The organism is Agromyces cerinus (assembly GCF_016907835.1).
Lineage (GTDB): Bacteria > Actinomycetota > Actinomycetes > Actinomycetales > Microbacteriaceae > Agromyces > Agromyces nitratus.
Map to the genome: position 1 here is coordinate 3,833,008 of NZ_JAFBCT010000001.1, position 17,373 is coordinate 3,850,380.

Annotated in this window: 18 protein-coding genes; 10 read left to right on the top strand and 8 right to left on the bottom strand. The window is 69.9% G+C overall.

From position 1 onward, the window contains the following. Positions 1 to 46: 46 nt before the first annotated feature. Both JOE59_RS17895 and JOE59_RS17900 read left to right on the top strand, forming a co-directional pair. Complete coding sequence (locus JOE59_RS17895; protein ID WP_204462957.1) at positions 47 to 430, top strand: sterol carrier family protein; 384 nt, start codon at positions 47 to 49, stop codon at positions 428 to 430. A gap of 79 nt (positions 431 to 509) precedes the next feature. Beyond that, a complete protein-coding gene (locus JOE59_RS17900; protein ID WP_239560372.1) occupies positions 510 to 869 on the top strand; it encodes a hypothetical protein in 360 nt (119 codons plus the stop codon). 143 nt (positions 870 to 1,012) lie between these two features. Here the strand turns inward: JOE59_RS17900 and purF are convergent, their stop codons facing one another. From purF to JOE59_RS17915, 3 genes are all read right to left on the bottom strand, one after another. Next, positions 1,013 to 2,470, bottom strand: a complete 1,458-nt coding sequence (purF, locus tag JOE59_RS17905) for an amidophosphoribosyltransferase (protein ID WP_204462966.1) — start codon at positions 2,468 to 2,470, stop codon at positions 1,013 to 1,015. A gap of 124 nt (positions 2,471 to 2,594) precedes the next feature. Next, positions 2,595 to 3,026: a hotdog fold thioesterase gene (locus JOE59_RS17910; RefSeq protein ID WP_204462974.1), complete on the bottom strand. Its 432-nt coding sequence runs from the start codon at positions 3,024 to 3,026 to the stop codon at positions 2,595 to 2,597. A 31-nt stretch (positions 3,027 to 3,057) separates the two neighbouring features. After that, positions 3,058 to 3,669 carry a zinc-binding alcohol dehydrogenase gene (locus JOE59_RS17915; protein ID WP_204462977.1) on the bottom strand — a complete coding sequence of 204 codons (612 nt, stop codon included), beginning with the start codon at positions 3,667 to 3,669 and terminating at the stop codon, positions 3,058 to 3,060. An 80-nt stretch (positions 3,670 to 3,749) separates the two neighbouring features. Between JOE59_RS17915 and purM the strand changes: the two genes are divergently transcribed. After that, a complete protein-coding gene (gene purM, locus JOE59_RS17920; protein WP_307837114.1) occupies positions 3,750 to 4,853 on the top strand; it encodes a phosphoribosylformylglycinamidine cyclo-ligase in 1,104 nt (367 codons plus the stop codon). Positions 4,854 to 4,863: 10 nt separating this feature from the next. Next, on the top strand, positions 4,864 to 5,625 hold the full coding sequence (locus tag JOE59_RS17925) for an LLM class flavin-dependent oxidoreductase (protein WP_204462982.1): 762 nt from the start codon (positions 4,864 to 4,866) through the stop codon (positions 5,623 to 5,625). Between the two features lie 130 nt (positions 5,626 to 5,755). Here the strand turns inward: JOE59_RS17925 and JOE59_RS17930 are convergent, their stop codons facing one another. Continuing rightward, the gene (locus tag JOE59_RS17930) at positions 5,756 to 5,962 is read right to left on the bottom strand and encodes a DUF3073 domain-containing protein (RefSeq protein ID WP_056011954.1); all 207 of its coding nucleotides are present in this window, start codon (positions 5,960 to 5,962) and stop codon (positions 5,756 to 5,758) included. A 202-nt stretch (positions 5,963 to 6,164) separates the two neighbouring features. Between JOE59_RS17930 and JOE59_RS17935 the strand changes: the two genes are divergently transcribed. Continuing rightward, on the top strand, positions 6,165 to 7,340 hold the full coding sequence (locus JOE59_RS17935; protein ID WP_204462984.1) for an NAD(P)-binding domain-containing protein: 1,176 nt from the start codon (positions 6,165 to 6,167) through the stop codon (positions 7,338 to 7,340). A 24-nt stretch (positions 7,341 to 7,364) separates the two neighbouring features. Here the strand turns inward: JOE59_RS17935 and JOE59_RS17940 are convergent, their stop codons facing one another. Together JOE59_RS17940 and JOE59_RS17945 are read right to left on the bottom strand one after the other, a co-directional pair. Then, on the bottom strand, positions 7,365 to 8,231 hold the full coding sequence (locus JOE59_RS17940) for a MurR/RpiR family transcriptional regulator (RefSeq protein ID WP_204462986.1): 867 nt from the start codon (positions 8,229 to 8,231) through the stop codon (positions 7,365 to 7,367). 171 nt (positions 8,232 to 8,402) lie between these two features. Then, the gene (locus JOE59_RS17945) at positions 8,403 to 9,464 is read right to left on the bottom strand and encodes a serine hydrolase domain-containing protein (protein ID WP_204462988.1); all 1,062 of its coding nucleotides are present in this window, start codon (positions 9,462 to 9,464) and stop codon (positions 8,403 to 8,405) included. Positions 9,465 to 9,558: 94 nt separating this feature from the next. Here JOE59_RS17945 and JOE59_RS17950 point away from each other — a divergent pair, with 94 nt between their 5' ends. The 5 genes from JOE59_RS17950 to JOE59_RS17970 are packed head-to-tail and all read left to right on the top strand — an operon-like array spanning position 9,559 to position 14,727. Then, on the top strand, positions 9,559 to 10,491 hold the full coding sequence (locus tag JOE59_RS17950) for an N-acetylmuramic acid 6-phosphate etherase (RefSeq protein WP_204462991.1): 933 nt from the start codon (positions 9,559 to 9,561) through the stop codon (positions 10,489 to 10,491). 53 nt (positions 10,492 to 10,544) lie between these two features. Continuing rightward, positions 10,545 to 11,834, top strand: coding sequence for an ABC transporter substrate-binding protein (locus JOE59_RS17955; RefSeq protein ID WP_074259723.1), 1,290 nt, complete (start codon positions 10,545 to 10,547; stop codon positions 11,832 to 11,834). Between the two features lie 42 nt (positions 11,835 to 11,876). Continuing rightward, positions 11,877 to 12,830, top strand: a complete 954-nt coding sequence (locus tag JOE59_RS17960; protein ID WP_204462993.1) for a carbohydrate ABC transporter permease — start codon at positions 11,877 to 11,879, stop codon at positions 12,828 to 12,830. Further along, the gene (locus tag JOE59_RS17965) at positions 12,830 to 13,750 is read left to right on the top strand and encodes a carbohydrate ABC transporter permease (RefSeq protein WP_084183781.1); all 921 of its coding nucleotides are present in this window, start codon (positions 12,830 to 12,832) and stop codon (positions 13,748 to 13,750) included. The genes JOE59_RS17960 and JOE59_RS17965 overlap by 1 nt, the downstream gene beginning before the upstream one ends. After that, entirely contained in the window at positions 13,747 to 14,727 is a 981-nt protein-coding gene (locus tag JOE59_RS17970; RefSeq protein ID WP_204462995.1) for a BadF/BadG/BcrA/BcrD ATPase family protein, read from the top strand. The genes JOE59_RS17965 and JOE59_RS17970 overlap by 4 nt, the downstream gene beginning before the upstream one ends. Positions 14,728 to 14,796: 69 nt before the next feature. On the opposite strand, the gene JOE59_RS17975 is transcribed toward JOE59_RS17970, so the two are convergent. Continuing rightward, on the bottom strand, positions 14,797 to 15,231 hold the full coding sequence (locus JOE59_RS17975; protein ID WP_204462997.1) for a DUF1801 domain-containing protein: 435 nt from the start codon (positions 15,229 to 15,231) through the stop codon (positions 14,797 to 14,799). 23 nt (positions 15,232 to 15,254) lie between these two features. Further along, positions 15,255 to 17,363 (bottom strand): APC family permease, encoded by a 2,109-nt coding sequence (locus tag JOE59_RS17980; RefSeq protein ID WP_307837115.1) that lies wholly within the window; start codon positions 17,361 to 17,363, stop codon positions 15,255 to 15,257. Positions 17,364 to 17,373: the final 10 nt, after the last annotated feature.

Consider the following 17,373-nt stretch of genomic DNA (forward strand, 5'->3'; position numbering starts at 1 on the left):
CGGCGCGCACTGACGGCGGCGGACCGCCGGTGGCAGAATGGCCGACATGGCACGCGTGAGGATCGGCGACGACATCGGGCGGGCGGCCGTGTCCGTCGTGCAGGCGGTGACGGCCAAGGGCGCGGATGCCGCGACATCCGTCGACCGTTCGACCCTCGCGCTCGCGGTGCGCTACTCGCTGCAGGTGCTCGCCGAAGAGGCGCCCGGCGGCACCGTCGAGGTGCGCGTGCCCCCGTTCGGTGCGGTGCAGTGCATCGAGGGCCCGAAGCACACGCGCGGCACCCCGCCGAACGTCGTCGAGACGGATGTCACGACGTGGCTCGCCCTCGCGACCGGCAGCCTCTCGTGGGCCGACGCGCGCGCCGCGGGGCGGGTGCACGCCTCGGGTCAGCGCGCCGACCTCGGCGACGTGCTGCCGATCATCCGCTGACGCACGCCGGGTCCGAGGCGGGCGAGAGCCTTCGTCGAGCAGTCGGCGTCGTCGCAGCGAAATGCGGGACAATGGAGGGGTGACCGACCCCGTGAACACCCCCGAACCCGAGAGCACCCCGCAGGGCGCCGAAGCATCCGTGCCGCTCGAGACCGAGGTCGAGCGCGACACGGTGACCGTGCGCCGTGCCCCGCGCTACTCGCGGTTCATGACCCTGGGCGCCCTCGTCGGCGCCGTGGTGGCGCTCATCCTCACCGTGAGCTTCCCCGCCAACGACGAGTTCGACCTGGGCCAGGTGTTCGGGTTCCTGCTGCTCGCGTGCGCGGCGATCGGTCTCGCGCTGGGCGCGCTCGTGGCGCTCATCATCGATCGCGCCACCGCGCGTCGCGCCAAGGCGGTCACCGCCGTGCACGAGACGATCCACCCCGTCGACGAGTAGACCGCGCCGGGCCGCGGCTTCCGACGACGGTTTGCGTCGCGGAGGCCTGCTGCGCGCCGTCCTCTGCGCCGCGAACCGTCGTCGGAACGACATGCATGAGGGTCGAGCGAGCGCCCTGGACGCAGATCGAACGGGCGTGCGCGCTAGCTGAGCTGCGTGCGCTCCACCCAGCCGAGGTACTCCTCGGTGACGGTGCCGGTGACGTACTCGCCGGTGAAGCACGACAGGTCGAGCTGCTCGATCGAGGTGCCCTCGGTGATCGCGGCCTGGAGGTCGGCGACCTCCTGGTAGATCATGTGGTCGGCGCTCAGCTCGGACGCGATCTCGGGGATCTTGCGGCCGTAGGCGATGAGCTCCTGCCGGCTCGGCATGTTGATGCCGTACACGTGCGGGAATCGCACCGGCGGGGCTGCCGAGGTGAACGTCACCTTGTTGGCACCTGCGGCCCGTGCCATCTCGACGATCTCCTTCGAGGTCGTGCCGCGCACGATCGAGTCGTCGACGATGAGGATGTTCTTGCCCTTGAACTCCGTGCCCATGGCGTTGAGCTTCTGCCGCACCGAGCGCTTGCGCTCCGCCTGGCCGGGCATGATGAACGTGCGGCCGACGTAGCGGTTCTTGTAGAAGCCCTCGCGGTACTCGATGCCGAGCTTCTGCGCGACCTGCATCGCGGCGGGGCGCGACGAGTCGGGGATGGGCATGACGACGTCGATGTCGCCCTTGTCCATGTGGGTCTCGATGGTCGTCGCGAGCCGGTCGCCCATGCGCAGGCGCGCCTCGTAGACCGAGATGCCGTTCATGATCGAGTCGGGGCGGGCGAGGTAGACGTACTCGAACGAGCACGGCACGAGCACCGGGTTCTTCGCGCACTGGCGCGAGATCATCTGGCCGTCGAGGCCGATGAAGATGGCCTCGCCGGGGTGCACGTCGCGCACGATCTCGTAACCGCCCGATTCGAGCACGAGCGACTCGGATGCCACGATCCACTCGTCGCGGCCGTTCTCGGCCGTGCGCCGGCCGAGGATGAGCGGGCGGATGCCGAAGGGGTCGCGGAACGCGAGGAGGCCGTAGCCGGCGATCAGCGCGATGACGGCGTAGGAGCCCTCGACGCGCTCGTGCACCTGCTCGACCGCGGTGAAGACCTGGTCGGGGTCGAGGTCGAGTCCGGTGATCTGGCCCTGCAGCTCGGTGGCGAGGACGTTCAGCAGCATCTCGGTGTCGCTCGTCGAGTTCACGTGACGGCGGTCGATGCGGAAGAGGTCTTCCGACAGCTCGCGCGTGTTCGTGAGGTTGCCGTTGTGCACGAGGGTGATGCCGTACGGCGCGTTCACGTAGAACGGCTGGGCCTCCTCTTCGCGCTCGGCGGCGCCCTTCGTCGCGTACCGCACGTGACCCAGGCCCATGTTGCCGATGAGCGAGCGCATGTCGCGGGTGCGGAACGCCTCGCGCACCTGCCCGCGCGCCTTCGTCATGTGGAAGATGGGGCCGTCGGCCGTCGCGATGCCGGTGGAGTCCTGGCCGCGGTGCTGCAGCAGCAGCAGGCTGTCGTAGATCTGCTGGTTGGCCGGTTCAGTGGAGACGATTCCGACGATGCCGCACATGCGAGCGATGGCTCCTCGAAGGTGGGGGAAGTGTCCGAGCAGGACGACTCAATCCTCGCATACGCGCGCGTGTGAGCCGGCTGAGCGAACGCTGCTGCTCAGCTGAGCAGATGCGAGCGCAGATTCAGTATTCCGAGGGCTTGGCGAGCACGGCCATCGTGCAGCGCGAGATGCACACGAGCTTGCCCGCGGCATCCGTGATCCTGATGTCCCAGACCTGCGTCGTGCGGCCGCGGGTGAGCGGCGTCGCCTCGCCGTAGACCCAGCCCTCGGCGACCGGTCGCACGTGGTTCGCGTTGATCTCCATGCCCACGCAGTAGAACTTCGACGCGTCGACCGTGAGCGTCGCGCCCCAGCTCGCGAGCGTCTCGGCGAGGGCGACGGATGCTCCGCCGTGCAGCACCCCGCCGGGCTGGCGCGTGCGGTGGTCGACCGGCATGCGCCCCTTGAGCGAGTGCTCGGTTGCCTCGGTGATCTCGATGCCGATGGCGCGGATCATGGTGTCGTCGCGGGCGTTCGCCCACTCCAGTGAGGGCTCGCCGAACCAGATGCTCATGCCGTCGAGTCTGGCACGGCCGCCGCGGGGCTCACGCGAGCTCGGCGATGATCGGATGCATGGCGTCGTCGAACGCCGAGGCATCCGACCGCAGCGAGTCCGTGACGGCGACGGTCATGTCGCCGATCCACCAGACGCCCGGCTCGGCGAGCGGCACGACCTCGACGTTGAGCTCGAACGAGTGGGCCCGGCGGCCGACCTCGCGTTCGTGTTCGGCGATCGTGCCGGCGTAGGCGCGATAGGAGTCGCCGCGACGGGCGGCGGAGGCGTTGCGGTAGCCGTCGTGCGCCCATTCGGCCCATGCGCGCGCGGCCTCGGCGTGCGGCACGATCGCGGCGGCGAGCACCTCGGCGCCCGAGGCGGGCAGCGCGACCTCGGTCTCGTACGCGTCGACGAGTTCGAGCGGCACGGCGGACGGATGCGTCTCGGGTTCGACGGTCATCGCCCACCAGGCCCGCCACTGCTGCTCGAGCTGGTCGTGCTGATCGATCTCGAGACGATCGCCGACGGCGCCGACATCGCGCAGCCGCGGGAGTTCGACGGGGGAGGCGATGGCCAGCGCCTCGCGCAGATAGAGGGCGAGGAGTACCGGGCGACTCGCGTTCTCACGGATCACCCACGATGGCGTGCCCCCCGGCTGCATGGCTGTATTTTAGTCCGCGTTTCGCCCTGCGGCACGGATCGGCACGCGGGGCGCACGTGCGGCGCGGGTACGCTGGACGGGTGACCTCGAACTCGTCCTATGCCGCTGCCGGAGTCGACACGCAGGCGGGTGACCTCGCCGTCGAACTCATGAAGGCGTCGGTCTCCGCCACGCACGGGCCGAACGTGCTCGGCGGGGTCGGCGGATTCGCCGGGCTCTTCGACCTCTCGTTCGCCAAGGACTACACGCGTCCGCTGCTCGCGACCTCGACCGACGGTGTCGGCACGAAGATCGCCATCGCGCAGGCGCTCGACAAGCACGACACGATCGGCCAGGACCTCGTGGGCATGGTCGTCGACGACATCGTCGTGGTGGGCGCGAGGCCGCTCTTCATGACCGACTACATCGCCTGCGGCAAGGTCGTGCCCGAGCGCATCGCCTCGATCGTCACGGGCATCGCCAAGGCCTGCGCCGAGACCGGCACCGCCCTCGTCGGTGGCGAGACCGCAGAGCACCCGGGCCTCATGGGCGCCGACGACTATGACGTCGCGGGCGCCGCGACGGGCATCGTCGAGGCCGACCGGCTGCTCGGCGCCGAGCGGGTCGAGTCGGGCGACGCCGTCATCGCGATCGCCTCGAGCGGCCTGCACTCCAACGGCTTCTCGCTCGTACGCCACGTGCTGACGAGCGCCGGCATCGGGTACACGGATGCCTCGGCGGAACTGGGCACGACCTGGGGCGAGGCCCTGCTCGAACCCACGCGCCTCTACACGGGCCCGCTCGTCGAGCTGCTCGCCGGCCCGCACGGCGACGCCGTGCACTCGCTCTCGCACGTCACCGGCGGCGGCATCGCCGCGAACCTCGCCCGCGTGCTGCCGCTCGGCTCGTGGGTCGAGCTCGACCGCACGACCTGGTCGCCCGCTCCCGTCTTCCGCGTGCTGAACGACCTCGCCGGCACCACGCTCGAGTCCACCGAAGGCACCTGGAACCTCGGCATCGGCTTCTTCGCCGTCGTGCGAGCGGATGCCGCGGCATCCGTCATCTCGGCGCTCGGCACCCTCGGCCTGCCGTCGTGGCAGGCGGGCACCGTGACGATCGGCGACCGCGATTTCACGGGCTTCGAGCAGGGCGCCAAGGGCGTCGACGGCGGCGCGGTGCGACTCGTCGGCTCCTACGCGAGCTGATCGGCCGCCCGTGCGCACGCCGATCTCGATCGGACTCATCGGCACCACCGATGCATCGACCGTTGCGGCGCTCGCGCCGCGCATCGAGCGGCTCGGGTTCCACGCGCTGTGGCTCAACGACGTGCCCGGCGGCGACTCGCTCGCGGGCCTTCGCGTCGCCGCAGCGTCGACCGAGCGCCTCGGGCTCGCGACCGGCGTGATCCCGCTCGACCGCCGCCCGGTCGAATCGCTCGACCTCGCCGGGCTTCCCGAGCGGCGCACGAGCCTCGGCGTCGGCTCCGGTCGCGCCGCGCACCCGTTGGCGCTCGTCGAGCAGGGGGTCGCGCGCCTCCGCGAACGCAGCGACGCCGAGATCGTGGTCGGCGCCCTCGGGCCCCGCATGCGCCGACTCGCCGCCGAGCAGGCCGATGGCGCGCTGCTCAACTGGCTGACCCCGCACGCTGCGGCGGCCACGACCGCCGAACTGCACGAGGCGGGCGGCGCGCGCCGCGTGCGGTCGGTGCTTTACGTGCGCACCATCGCCGAGGCCGATGCCCGCGCGGAGCTCGAGGCCGAGGCCGAGCGGTACGAGCACGTGCCGGCGTACGCCGCGAACTTCGCCCGCCTCGGCATCCGCGCGATCGACGCGACGATCGACGGCGCGCGAGATCTCGCCGGATACGACTCCGCGGTCGACGAGATCGTCCTGCGCGCGATCACGCCGAGCGGGTCGCTCGCCGAACTCGAACGGTTCGTCGAGACGACCGCCGCATGGGTCGAGCGCAGCGCGTAGCGCTTCACCTCGCCGCATCGAACAGCGGATGCCGCAGCATCCGCCGATCGGTCACCGCTGCGCCGGGCCTCGAGGGTCGGAGGTCTCGCGGTGATGCGAGGTCGTTGCGAGCTGGGAGAGGAACACGCGCCTATGCGCGCTGTTCGTCTTCCGCGACGTAGGTGTCGTCATCGTCAGCGGAATACTCCGCCCACTTCGACGCCTCTTCGCTGTACTCGTCATGCGGCGAGCTCGTGGTGAGCTCGCGCTCAAGCGCGTTGTAGTCGGTGTTCGGGCTGAAGTACTTCAACTCCCGAGCGACTTTGGTGTGCTTGGCTTTCTGACGGCCGCGCCCCATGCGTGACCCCCTTACGGCATCTGGCCGGGTGGGATTTGGTCTTCACCCGGCGCTCATCTGATAAATGAATTCGTCCAACCGCCAGTTTAGCACCGCCGCAGACACGGTTCGGCGTCCTGCACGGGCATGCCCGAGGTCGTATGGTGGGCATTCGGCTCGCGTGCTGCGAGCACACAGCAAGCCATGCTGAGATTGTCAGGTGATGACGAGCCCCGAACGCGTGAAGGTCGTGGTGATCGGCGCCGGACAGGCCGGCCTGTCGGTCGCCTTCTACCTGCGTCGGTTCGAGCTGGTCGCCGACCAGGACTTCGTCTTGCTCGACCGCGCACCCGGTCCCGGCGGGGCGTGGCAGCATCGCTGGTCGTCGCTCCGACTCGGCACCGCGCACAAGGTCAATGACCTGCCCGGCATGGCCGAGCTCGGCCTGAGCTTCGACACCGCCGACCGGAACCTGCCCGCGAAGGACGTCGTCGCCGACTACTACGACAAGTTCGAACAGCACTTCGACCTGCGCGTACGGCGTCCGATGAACGTGCGACAGGTCGTGAACGCCGGGGTCGACCTGCAGGTGCGCTACGAAGACCTGACCCCGCAGCCGCTCGAGGAGCAGAAGGCCGCCCGCGGCCTCTTCGGGCGCCGCCGCAAGACCTTCGAGGAGCCCGCGGAGCCGACGGCGCCGCAGCACGAGATCAGCACCCAGTTCCTCGTGAACGCGACCGGCACCTGGGGCTCCCCGTTCGTGCCGTATTACCCGGGCATGACCGAGTTCGCCGGGCGCCACGTGCACACCTCCGACTTCACCGACGCCGAGGACTTCCGCGACAAGCACGTCGTCGTGGTCGGCGGGGGCACCTCGGCGATCGGCTTCATGCTCGAACTCGAAGAGGTCGCGGCCGGGCTCACGTGGGTCTCGCGTCGCCCGATCGACTGGCTCGACCGGCAGGAGCTCGACCTCGAAGGGGCATCCGCCGCCGTCGCCATGCAAGACGAAGCGGCCCGCTCGGGTCGGGCACTGCCCTCGATCGTCAGCGGCACCGGAGTGCCGAAGAGCCGCCGCATGGCCGCGGGCATCGAGCGCGGGCTGCTCGTGGCGCGCCCGATGTTCGATCGCATCGAGGCCGATCGCGTCGTCTGGGACGGCGAGAACTCGGGCATGGCCAGGGCCGACGTCATCATCTGGGCCACCGGGTTCCGCCCCGACCTGCGCCACCTCGCCCCGTTGAAGCTGCGCGAGAAGGCCGGCGGCATCACGGTGGGGCAGGGCGCGGCGTGGAGCGACCCGCGCATCTTCCTCGCGGGCTACGGACCCCAGGCCTCGACGATCGGGGCGAGCCGAGCCGGCCGCATGATCGCGCGCCAGATCATGGCGATGCTCTAGCGGCCGTCGACGGCATCGGCGAGGTCAGCCGTCGAGTCTGTGGGCCTGCACCGCGTCGTAGGTGAGCCGCAACAGCTCGCCCGCTCGATCGATCTCGCCCTGCAGCAGGCGCACGACGACGAAGTCGACGATCGCCATCTGCGCCAGGCGGCTCGACATGGCACCTGTGCGGTACCGGGACTCGCGCGCGCTCGTCACGAGCAGCTGATCGGCGACCCCGGCGAGCGGGGAATCGGGGTAGTTCGTGATCGCCACCGTCGTGGCACCGCGGCCGTGAGCGAGGGTGAGCATCTGGTGCGTCTCGAGGGTCTGGCCCGAATGCGAGATCCCGATCGCGATGCTGCCGGGCCCGGTCAGCGCGAACGAGGTCAGGGCGAGGTGCGCGTCCGTCCAGCAGAAGCTCGGCACGCCGATGCGGTGCAGCTTCAGTTGCAGGTCTTGGGCGGTGAGTCCGCTCGAGCCCGCGCCGAAGACGTCGATGCGGGGCGCCGTTCGGATCCCTGCGACCACGGCGTCGAGCGCCTCGAGATCGAGGCTGCGCGCGGTCTCCTCGATCGCGCGCGCCTCCTGGTAGGCCACTTTCGTGACCACGTCGAGCGCGGAGTCGTTCGCATCGATCTCCGCGTCGTCGACACGGAACAGCTCGCGCGCCGCCTGTTCACGGCTGTTCGCGCCCGCGATCGCGATGCGGAACTCCTTGTAGCCCGCATATCCCACTGCTCGGCAGAAGCGGGCGACTGAAGCGGGGGATGTCCCGGCGAGCTCGGCGAGCCGGGTGATGGTCGACTCCACCACGACGGCGGGCCGGTCCAGCACGAGTTCCGCGATGTGGAACTCGGACTTCGAGAGCGATGGCATCCGCTGTCGGAGGGCGACGAATACGTCGGTCATCGGGGGCCTCCCAGTGCGGCCGCGATGTCGGCGGGCCGACGTCGTATCGGACGGAGTTCATTCGAGGCTCGTTGCGGAGGCACCCGGTTGGAGTCGAATACTATCGGGCGCGGTCGGAGCGCCCCGGTCGCAGCGACGGCGGGAGAACGTACGTCGACGGACATGATCGGCTCACCGTCTCGATGCCGCGGAGACGACGCGAGCCCGCACCTCGCGCACCTCGTTCGACGATCGTGCGGGATGCACGCGGTTCGCGAGCAGCACGACCGAGCGTCGACCGCCCGGCTCGGCGGCGAAGGCGGTGCCGGTGAAACCCGTGTGCCCCGCGACCTGTGGGCCGAGTCCCCGCATCCAGTCCTCGTCGAGCCGCGGCCCGAGCGCCTGTCCGTAGCCTGGGTCGTCAGGGAGCTGGAGGGGGGTCGCGAGCGCGGCGGCGACATTGGCCGGAAGCACTCTGACGCCGTCGATCTCGCCGCCGGTGCGCAGCGCCTCGGCGAAGCGCAGCAGGTCGCGTCCGGTCGCGAAGAGGCCTGCGTTGCCGCTGACCCCGCCGAGTGCCGCGGCGGTCTCGTCGTGCACCTCGCCGTGCACGAGGCCGCGACCGGGTTGGAACTCGGTCGCGGCGATGGAGGCGCGCAGTTCCGGGGCGGGACGGAATCCCGTCGAATGCATGCCGAGCGGCTCGAGCACCTGTCGGTGCACCACGTCGTCCAGCGGCGCGCCCGCGAGTGACTCGGTGGCGAGCCCCGCCCAGATGTAGCCGACGCACGAGTAGCGATGCGAGATCCCGGCGGCCGTGTCGGGCCGTGCGCCCTCGCGGAAGCGCCGGGCATCCGGGTCCGGATCGCGGTCGAACCACTCGGCGGGGAGGCCGGCGGTGTGTCCCAGCAGGTGCGCCAGGGTCGTGGTCCGCCCGCGGCGGTCGCCGAACTCGGGCAGCAGCTCAGCCGCGGGCAGCGTCGCGTCGAGAGCCTGCGCGTGGAGTTCGCCGAGGAGCGCGGCGGCGACGATCGGCTTGGTGATCGAAGCGAGGTCGAAGCGCGTCGCCGCCGTGGCCGGCGCGGCGTCGACGGTCGCGGGGGCTCCCGGGGCATCCCACAGCCGGGTCGTGCCGGCGTGATGCTCGAGCACGACCTCGCCGTCGACGGCGACGAGCACCGTGGCGGCGGAGCCGAGCGCGGAGCCGATCGCCCGGTCGACGATCTCTTCGATGGGAGCACCCTCGGAACGCATGTGAAAAAAATAGCCCTGATGCTTCACATACGCGACATTTTTGTACATACTGGGTCCGACCCAGCCCACTGACGTGAAGGATCACCTCTCGCTGATGAGCACCCAAGACCTCCTGCTCGATCACCAGGACGGCGCGCAGCCCCTCCCGCCCACCGAGCTCCGGCTCGACGCCTCGGCGGAACTCGACTCGAAGTCGAGCCTCGAGGTGCTGCGACTGCTGAACGCTGAGGACCGGGTCGCGGTGGAGGCCGTCGCTGCGGTCCTGCCGCAGCTCGCTGATCTCGTCGATCTCGCCGCCGAGCGTTTCCGTCGCGGCGGAGCGGTGCACTACTTCGGGGCGGGCACTTCGGGCCGCCTCGGCGTGCTCGACGCCGCCGAGCTGCTCCCCACCTTCAATCTCGAGCCGGGTCGCGTCGTCGCCCACATCGCCGGCGGGCCCGCGGCACTCGTGAACGCCGTCGAGGACGCCGAGGACTCCGAGGCCGAGGGTCGCGCCGCCGCCGCCGGCATCGGACCGGATGACATCGCGATCGGCCTCGCCGCGAGCGGCAACACCCCCTACGTCGGCGGCGCCCTCGCCGCCGCGCGCGCGGCGGGCGCCACCACCGCCCTCGTCTCGAGCAACCCGGATGCTGCGCTCGCGCCACTGGCCGACATCGATCTCGTGCTCGCGACCGGTGCCGAGGTGCTCACCGGCTCGACCCGGCTCAAAGCGGCCACCGCCGAGAAGCTCGTGCTCAACGGCTTCTCCACGGCCCTCATGGTGGCCGTCGGCCGAACCTGGTCGAACCTGATGGTCTCGGTGGTCGCGACCAACGACAAGCTGCGACTGCGCACCGTCCGCATCCTGCAGGAGGCGACCGGCCTCGAGGCCGCGGCCGCCGTCGGGCTGCTCGCATCCGCCGACGGCGAACTGAAGACCTCGATCGTCGCCGCGATCGCCGCGATCGACGTCGTCGACGCCCGATCGCTCCTCTCCCGTCATCACGGCTCGGTGCGCGGCGCGCTCGCCGCGGCATCCGCCTAGCCCGGCTGCTCGACCCCGTCCCCGTTCTGCATCACACAATGAAGGAGAGAAACATGATGAGGCGACGTATCCTCACCGCCGCAGCGCTGCTGACCGGCTCGGCCCTGCTGCTCAGCGCCTGTGCGCCGAGCGCTTCCAGTGGCGACGAGCAGGCGAGCGGTGACGCGGTCACCTTGAAGGTCTGGTCGTGGCGCACCGAAGACGTCGAGGCCTACAACAAGATCTTCGACGTCTTCGAGGAGGAGCACCCGAACATCACCGTCGAGTTCGAGGCGTTCCAGAACACCGAGTACAACCAGATCCTCACCACCGGCCTCGCGGGCAGCGACGGCCCCGACGTGCCCATGGTGCGCGCCTACGGCCAGCTCCAGCCGAACATCGAGGCCGGTCAGCTCGAGCCGATCGACGGCAAGGTCGAGGGGCTTGACGGCATCGCGCCCAGCGTCATCGCCGGTGCGAAGGGGAAGGCCGACGGCAAGACGTACGCCGTGCCGCTGGCCACCCAGACCCTGCAGATGTTCTACAACAAGCAGATCTTCGAGGACCAGGGCCTCGAGGTCCCGACCACGTGGGACGAGTTCATCGACGTCCAGGAGAAGCTGCTCGCCGCCGGCATCACGCCGATGGCGCTCGGTGCCAAGGACGACTGGATCCTGCCGATCTTCGCCGACATCGTGGGCAGCGCCCGCTACGGCGGTTCGGAGTTCGAGGAGCAGGTGCTCTCGGGCGAGACCGACTTCAACGACCCGGACTACGTCGCTTCGCTCGGCATCATCACCGAGATGGAGAAGTACCTCACCTCCGACGTCGTCGGCGTGAGCTACACCGACAGCCAGATCCAGTTCTCCTCGGGCCAGGCGGCGCAGTTCCCGGGCGGCTCGTTCGAGATCGCGACCTTCCGCAACCAGGCGCCCGACCTCGAGTTCGGTTCCTACCAGGTGCCCGTGCCCGACGACGCCGTGCTCGACGCGCCGGTCTCACCGGCCTACGCCGACGGCAACTTCGCCATCAACTCGAAGTCGACCCACCAGGACGAGGCCGTCGAGCTGCTCAACTGGCTCGCCACCCCCGAGTTCGGCCAGCTCGTCGCCGACGAGCTGAACCAGTTCTCGGCGATCCCCGGGGTCGAGTACGAGGACGCCGCCATGCAGGAGGCGTGGTCCAACTACGAGGACGGCCAGGCTCCGTACCTGCTGCTCGTCGACTTCCGCTACGGCGAGCCGCTCGGCACCGCAGTGCTCGGCCAGCAGGTGCAGAAAATGTTCCTGGGCGAGACGGATGCCGCGGGAGCCGCGGCCGCGCTGCAGACCGGCATCTCGCAGTGGTTCGTCCCCGGCGAGTAGTCCGCACGCCCACCCCCACCCCATAGCGAGGAAACGAAGACCATGTCCGCCACCCCTGCACTCGCAGCGCCCCGCCGGCGCGGGAACACGGGCATCGCCCTGTCCCGACGGGCGGGCATGGTCTTCGTCCTCCCCGCGCTGATCCTCTTCGCCGTCTTCATCGCCTATCCGCTGTTCACCGCACTCAGCTACTCGTTCTTCGGCTGGACCGGCATCCTGCGCGGCGACTTCGTCGGCATCGAGAACTACGTCACCCTGCTCACGAAACTGCCGTACAGCGAGGACATCCCGAACGCGTTCGTGCACAACATCCTGCTGTTCTTCGGCGCGATGGTGTTCCAGAACACGGTCGGACTCGGGCTCGCGAGCCTGCTGCACCGCCTTACCCGCTTCAAGCGCTTCTTCCAGACGATGTACACGCTGCCCTACCTCGTCTCCCCGCTCGTCATCGGCTACCTGTGGTCCCTGATGCTCTCGCCGCTCTTCGGCCCGGTGAACGCCGTCCTGCGCGGCATCGGGCTGGGCGAGCTCGCCCAGCCCTGGCTCGGCAACCCGCAGACGGCCATCTGGGTCGTCGTGCTCGTCACGGCCTGGCAGTGGATCGGCTTCCCGGTGCTGCTCTACGGCGCCGCCCTCGGCGGCATCCCCGAGGAGATCGACGAGGCCGCTTCGCTCGACGGCGCGAGTGCGTGGCAGCGCTTCCGCTCGATCACCCTGCCGATGCTCGTGCCGGCGATCGGCACGGTGAGCGTGCTCACGTTCATCGGCGCGATGGAGGCGTTCCCGATCCCGTACGCGCTGGGCGGCTCCCAGGGCAATCCGGCCGGCGCCACCGACGTGCTGAGCCTCCTCTTCTACCGCACCGCCTTCGAGTCGGGCTCCTCGAACGCGATCGGCACGAGCTCGGCGATCGCCACCCTGCTGTTCATCTTCATCTTCGGAATCTCGATGCTGATCACCATGCTCCTGCGCCGGGCCGAACGGAAGCTCTTCTGATGACCGCGACGATCACCCCCAGCACCGCCGACGCGCAGTCCGACGGCCGCGACGGACGCAAGACCGGTCGCCCGAACGGCGGAGCACCGCGCCGCCGCCCGAAGGTGACCGCCGGCGGCATGGCCTCGAGCGTCTTCCTCTGGCTGTACGCCGCGATCTCGATCGCACCGCTGCTGCTCATGGTCTCGAACTCGTTGCGCACCACGCAGGACATGGCGACGAAGCCCCTCGGCCTGCCGCTGCCGCCCGACTTCACGAGCTACCAGAAGGCCTGGATCACGGCCTCGTTCGACACCTACTTCTTCAACTCGATCTTCGTCACCGTCGCCTCGGTGCTGTTGTCGACCGTGGTGTCGCTGCTCGCGGCCTACGCCTTCGCCCGGACGAAGTCGAAGCTGTTCACGGCGCTCGAGGGACTCTTCCTCTCGGGGCTCATGCTGCCGGTCTACCTCGCCATCCTGCCGCTGTTCTTCCTGCTCGACGCGGCCGGCATGATCTCGAACCTCTGGGGCCTGATCCTCGTCTACGGTGCACTCGGCATCCCGTTCTCGACCTTCGTGCTGTCGAGCTTCTTCCGCCAGCTGCCGATCGAACTCGACGAAGCGGCACGGCTCGACGGCGCCGGCCCGTTCCAGACCTTCTGGCGGGTGCACCTGCCGCTCGTGAAGCCCGCGATCGCGACGGTCGTGGTGTTCCGCTTCGTGCCGGTCTGGAACGACTTCTTCTACCCGCTCATCCTCATCCGCGATCAGGACTCCTACACGCTGCCGGTCGGGATCACCCGGTTCTTCGGCGAGTACCAGACCGACTGGGCGACGCTCTTCGCCGGACTCACCCTCGCGACGATCCCGCTCGTCGTGCTCTTCCTGCTCGCGACGAAGCAGATCGTCTCGGGACTCACGGCCGGCATGAGCAAGTGAGCCTGCTGCTCGGCATCGACATCGGCGGTTCCGGCAGCCGGGTCGCGATCCGCGCCGGGGCCGGTCCGCGGCGTGAACTCGCCGGCGAGCGCATCGGGGTGACCGCGGCCGGGAGCTCGGTTCCCCAGACGGCGATCGCCCTGCTGCGCCGGGCGCGCGACCTCTGGCCCGAGGAGTTCGCCGGGGTCGACGGCGTGGCACTCGGCGCGACGGGGCTCGCCACGCTCGTCGCCCGGCCCGAGGCGCTCCTCCAGGCGATGGGGACCGAACTCGCGGTCGGCAGGGCGCCGTCCGATCGACGCCCGCCCACGGCGGTCGCGATCGACGCCGTCACGGCCCACCTCGGTGCGCTCGGCGGCGGATCGGGTGCGATCGTCGCCCTCGGCACCGGCGCGGTCGCGCTCGGCACCGACGGGCACGAGATCTGGCGCCGCGTCGACGGCTGGGGTCACCTGCTGGGGGATCGCGGCAGCGGCGCGTGGATCGGCAACCGTGGGCTCCGGGCCGCGATCCGTGCGCACGACGGTGTGGACGCGTCGGGCTCGGCGCTGCTCGCCGCCGCTCGTGCCCGCTTCGGCGATCCGCTCGGCTGGCCGGCGCAGTTGTACACCCGTGATGATCGCGCGGGAGTGCTCGCCGGGTTCGCCCCTGACGTGTTCGCGCTCGCGAGCGACGGCGACGCAGCTGCGACGACGATCGTCGCGGCAGCCGGCGCGGAGGCGGCTCGAAGCGGCCTCGCCGCGCTCGCACCCGGGCTCGAGCCGAGGCTCGCTCTGACCGGCGGCGTCGTGAGCGCCGGTGGGCTGCTCGTGAGCACATTCGCCGAGACCGTCGCCGTGCTTCGTCCCGACGTCGAGACGGTGGCGCCGCTCGGCGATCCGCTCGACGGTGCCCTGCGTCTCGCCGGCCGCGCTGCAGTCGGAGGCGTCGCCTCGCGCGCGCCCTACGTCTGGGCTGACGGCGGGACACTCCGCTGACCGGGGCTCAGGCTGCGCGCCCGCGGGCGGCCGGAGCCCTGCATCATGCTCAGGAGGGGCGCATCCTGCTCACGCACCGACCTCGCCGGCGTCGGGCTGCTCGGGCCCCTCGGTGACCGACGTGTACGACTCGCGCACCAGTTCGGCGAGCACGTCGAGGTCGACGTCGGCGAGGTCCTTCAGGTAGAGGCAGGTCAGCCCGTTCGAGTACGGGCCGAGCCGCTGGAGCAGCTCGGGGTTCTCGGTGAGGCCCGGGTTGAGGTAGACCGTCGTGGCACCCTTGCGGGGTGAGAACGCCGCCGCCGGAGCGTCGCCCTCGCGGCCGCTGTCGTAGACGTAGTGGTACTCGCCGAACCCGACGATCGTCGGGCCCCACATGCGCGGCTGCTCACCCGTGATGCGCGAGAACAGCTCCAGCAGCGTCTGGGCGTCACGGCGCCGCACGGGGTGCCCGACCTGGTCGATGAACTCGTGCACCGAGGCATCCGTGAACTCAGTGGCCATGTCGGCAGCCTAACCCCGACGGCCTAACGCCGGCGCTTCTGGTTCGACTCGACGACCGGACGGCGCGGCACGGGGCGCACGGGCTCCCCGCGACGGTCCTGACCCGGCAGCGGGCGCGAGCGGCGGCCGTAGAGCAGGTCGGAGGAGTCGAGCAGCCACGGCACGAGCGACACCGTCACGCCGTGCACGAGCAGCAGCTTCTGGCGGATGCGCCGTGCCTTGTGGTTGTGCAGGATGTTCTCCCACCAGTGGCCCACGATGTACTGCGGCATGTACACGGTCACGACCTCGGCGCCGTGCTCCTCGCGCCGGGACTTGATGTACGTGATGAGCGGGTAGCTGAGGTCGCGGTAGGGCGAGTTCAGGATGCGCAGCTTCACGTGGATGTTCTGCTTGACCCAGTCCTTCTTGAGCTGCTTCGTCTGCTCCTCGTCGAGGGAGACGTGAATCGCCTCGAGCGAGTCGTGGCGGGCCGCGATCGCGTAGTCGAGCGCCTTGAGGGTCGGCTTCTGCATGCGGCCGACGAGCACGATCGCGTGGTCGCCCGATGCGCCGAAGGTCGTGGTCGGGTCGACCTCGATCTCCTTCTCGACGTCGCGGTAGTAGCGGTTCACGCCCATCATCAGGAAGAACAGGATCGGCATCAGCAGGAACACGATCCACGCGCCGTGCGTGAACTTCGTGACCGTGACCACGATGAGCACGACCGCGGTCATCGCGGCGCCGATCGCGTTGATCACGAGTGCGCGCAGGATCGCGCCGCGAGTGAGCGGGGGTGCGTTGTCGGCATCGGCGTCGCGTGGGGCGCGCTTCGACGCCCCCTTGGCCGGATGCCGCAGCCGCGAGAGCTCGCGCAGCCAGTGCCGCACCATGCCCGTCTGTCCGAGCGTGAACGAGACGAAGACGCCGATGATGTAGAGCTGGATCAGGACCGTCAGGTTCGCCTGGAAGATCAGCAGGATCAGGGATGCCGCGAGCGCGAGGATCACGACGCCGTTCGAGTAGATCAGGCGGTCGCCGCGGGTCGACAGCGACTTCGGCGCGTAGCCGTCGCGGGCGAGCACCGAGCCGAGCAACGGGAAGCCGTTGAACGCGGTGTTCGCCGCGAGCAGCAGCACGAGGGCGGTGGTGGCCTGGATCACGTAGAAGGCGATGGTCGCGTCGCCGAAGGTGGCGGCGGCGACCTGCGCGATGAGGCTGCGCTGCGGCTCGGTCGCGCACTCGGTCCAGCCGATCAGGTGGCATGGATCCTCGGCGTAGTGCACCTGCGAGATGAGCGCGACCGCGGTGAGGCCGGCGAAGAGCACGATCGCGATGCCGCCCATGAGCACGAGCGTGCGCTGCGCGTTCTTCACCTTGGGGCGGCGGAAGGCCGGCACGCCGTTCGAGATCGCCTCGACACCCGTGAGGGCGGAGCATCCGCTCGCGAAGGAGCGCAGCAGCAGCAGGATGATGCCCGCCTGCGTGAGCGACTCCGCCTCGACGCCGAAGGTCGCCGACTCGGCGACCGGCGGATCGCCCATGAACGTGCGGGTCAGGCCGACGACGACCATCACGAAGACGCTGCCGATGAAGAGATACGTCGGCACGGCGAACGCCTTCGACGACTCCGAGACGCCGCGCAGGTTGATGGCCGCGAGGATGATGACGAACACGATGGCGAGCTCGACCCGGAACGGGTTCAGCTCGGGGATCGCGGAGATGATGTTGTCGACGCCGGACGCGACCGACACGACGACGGTCATGACGTAGTCGACGAGCAGGGCCGACGCGACGACGAGGCCCGCCTTCTCGCCGAGGTTGCGGTGGGCGACCTCGTAGTCGCCGCCGCCCGAGGGGTAGGCGCGGATGAGCTGGCGGTAGCTCGCGACGACCGTCACGAGCAGCACCACGACCGCGAGTGCGACCCACGGCGCGAAGCTCAGGAAGGCGAGCCCGCCGACCATGAGGATCATCAGGAGCTCCTGCGGTGCGTACGCCACCGACGAGAGCGGGTCGCTCGCGAAGATCGGCAGAGCGAAACGCTTCGGAAGGAGCTGGCCCTCGAGATGCTCGGTAGGGAGTGGGTCGCCGATGATCCAGTGCTTCGGCGACTTCAGCTCGGCCGGTGGTGTGTCCGCCTCATTCGTCACGGCGGTTGAG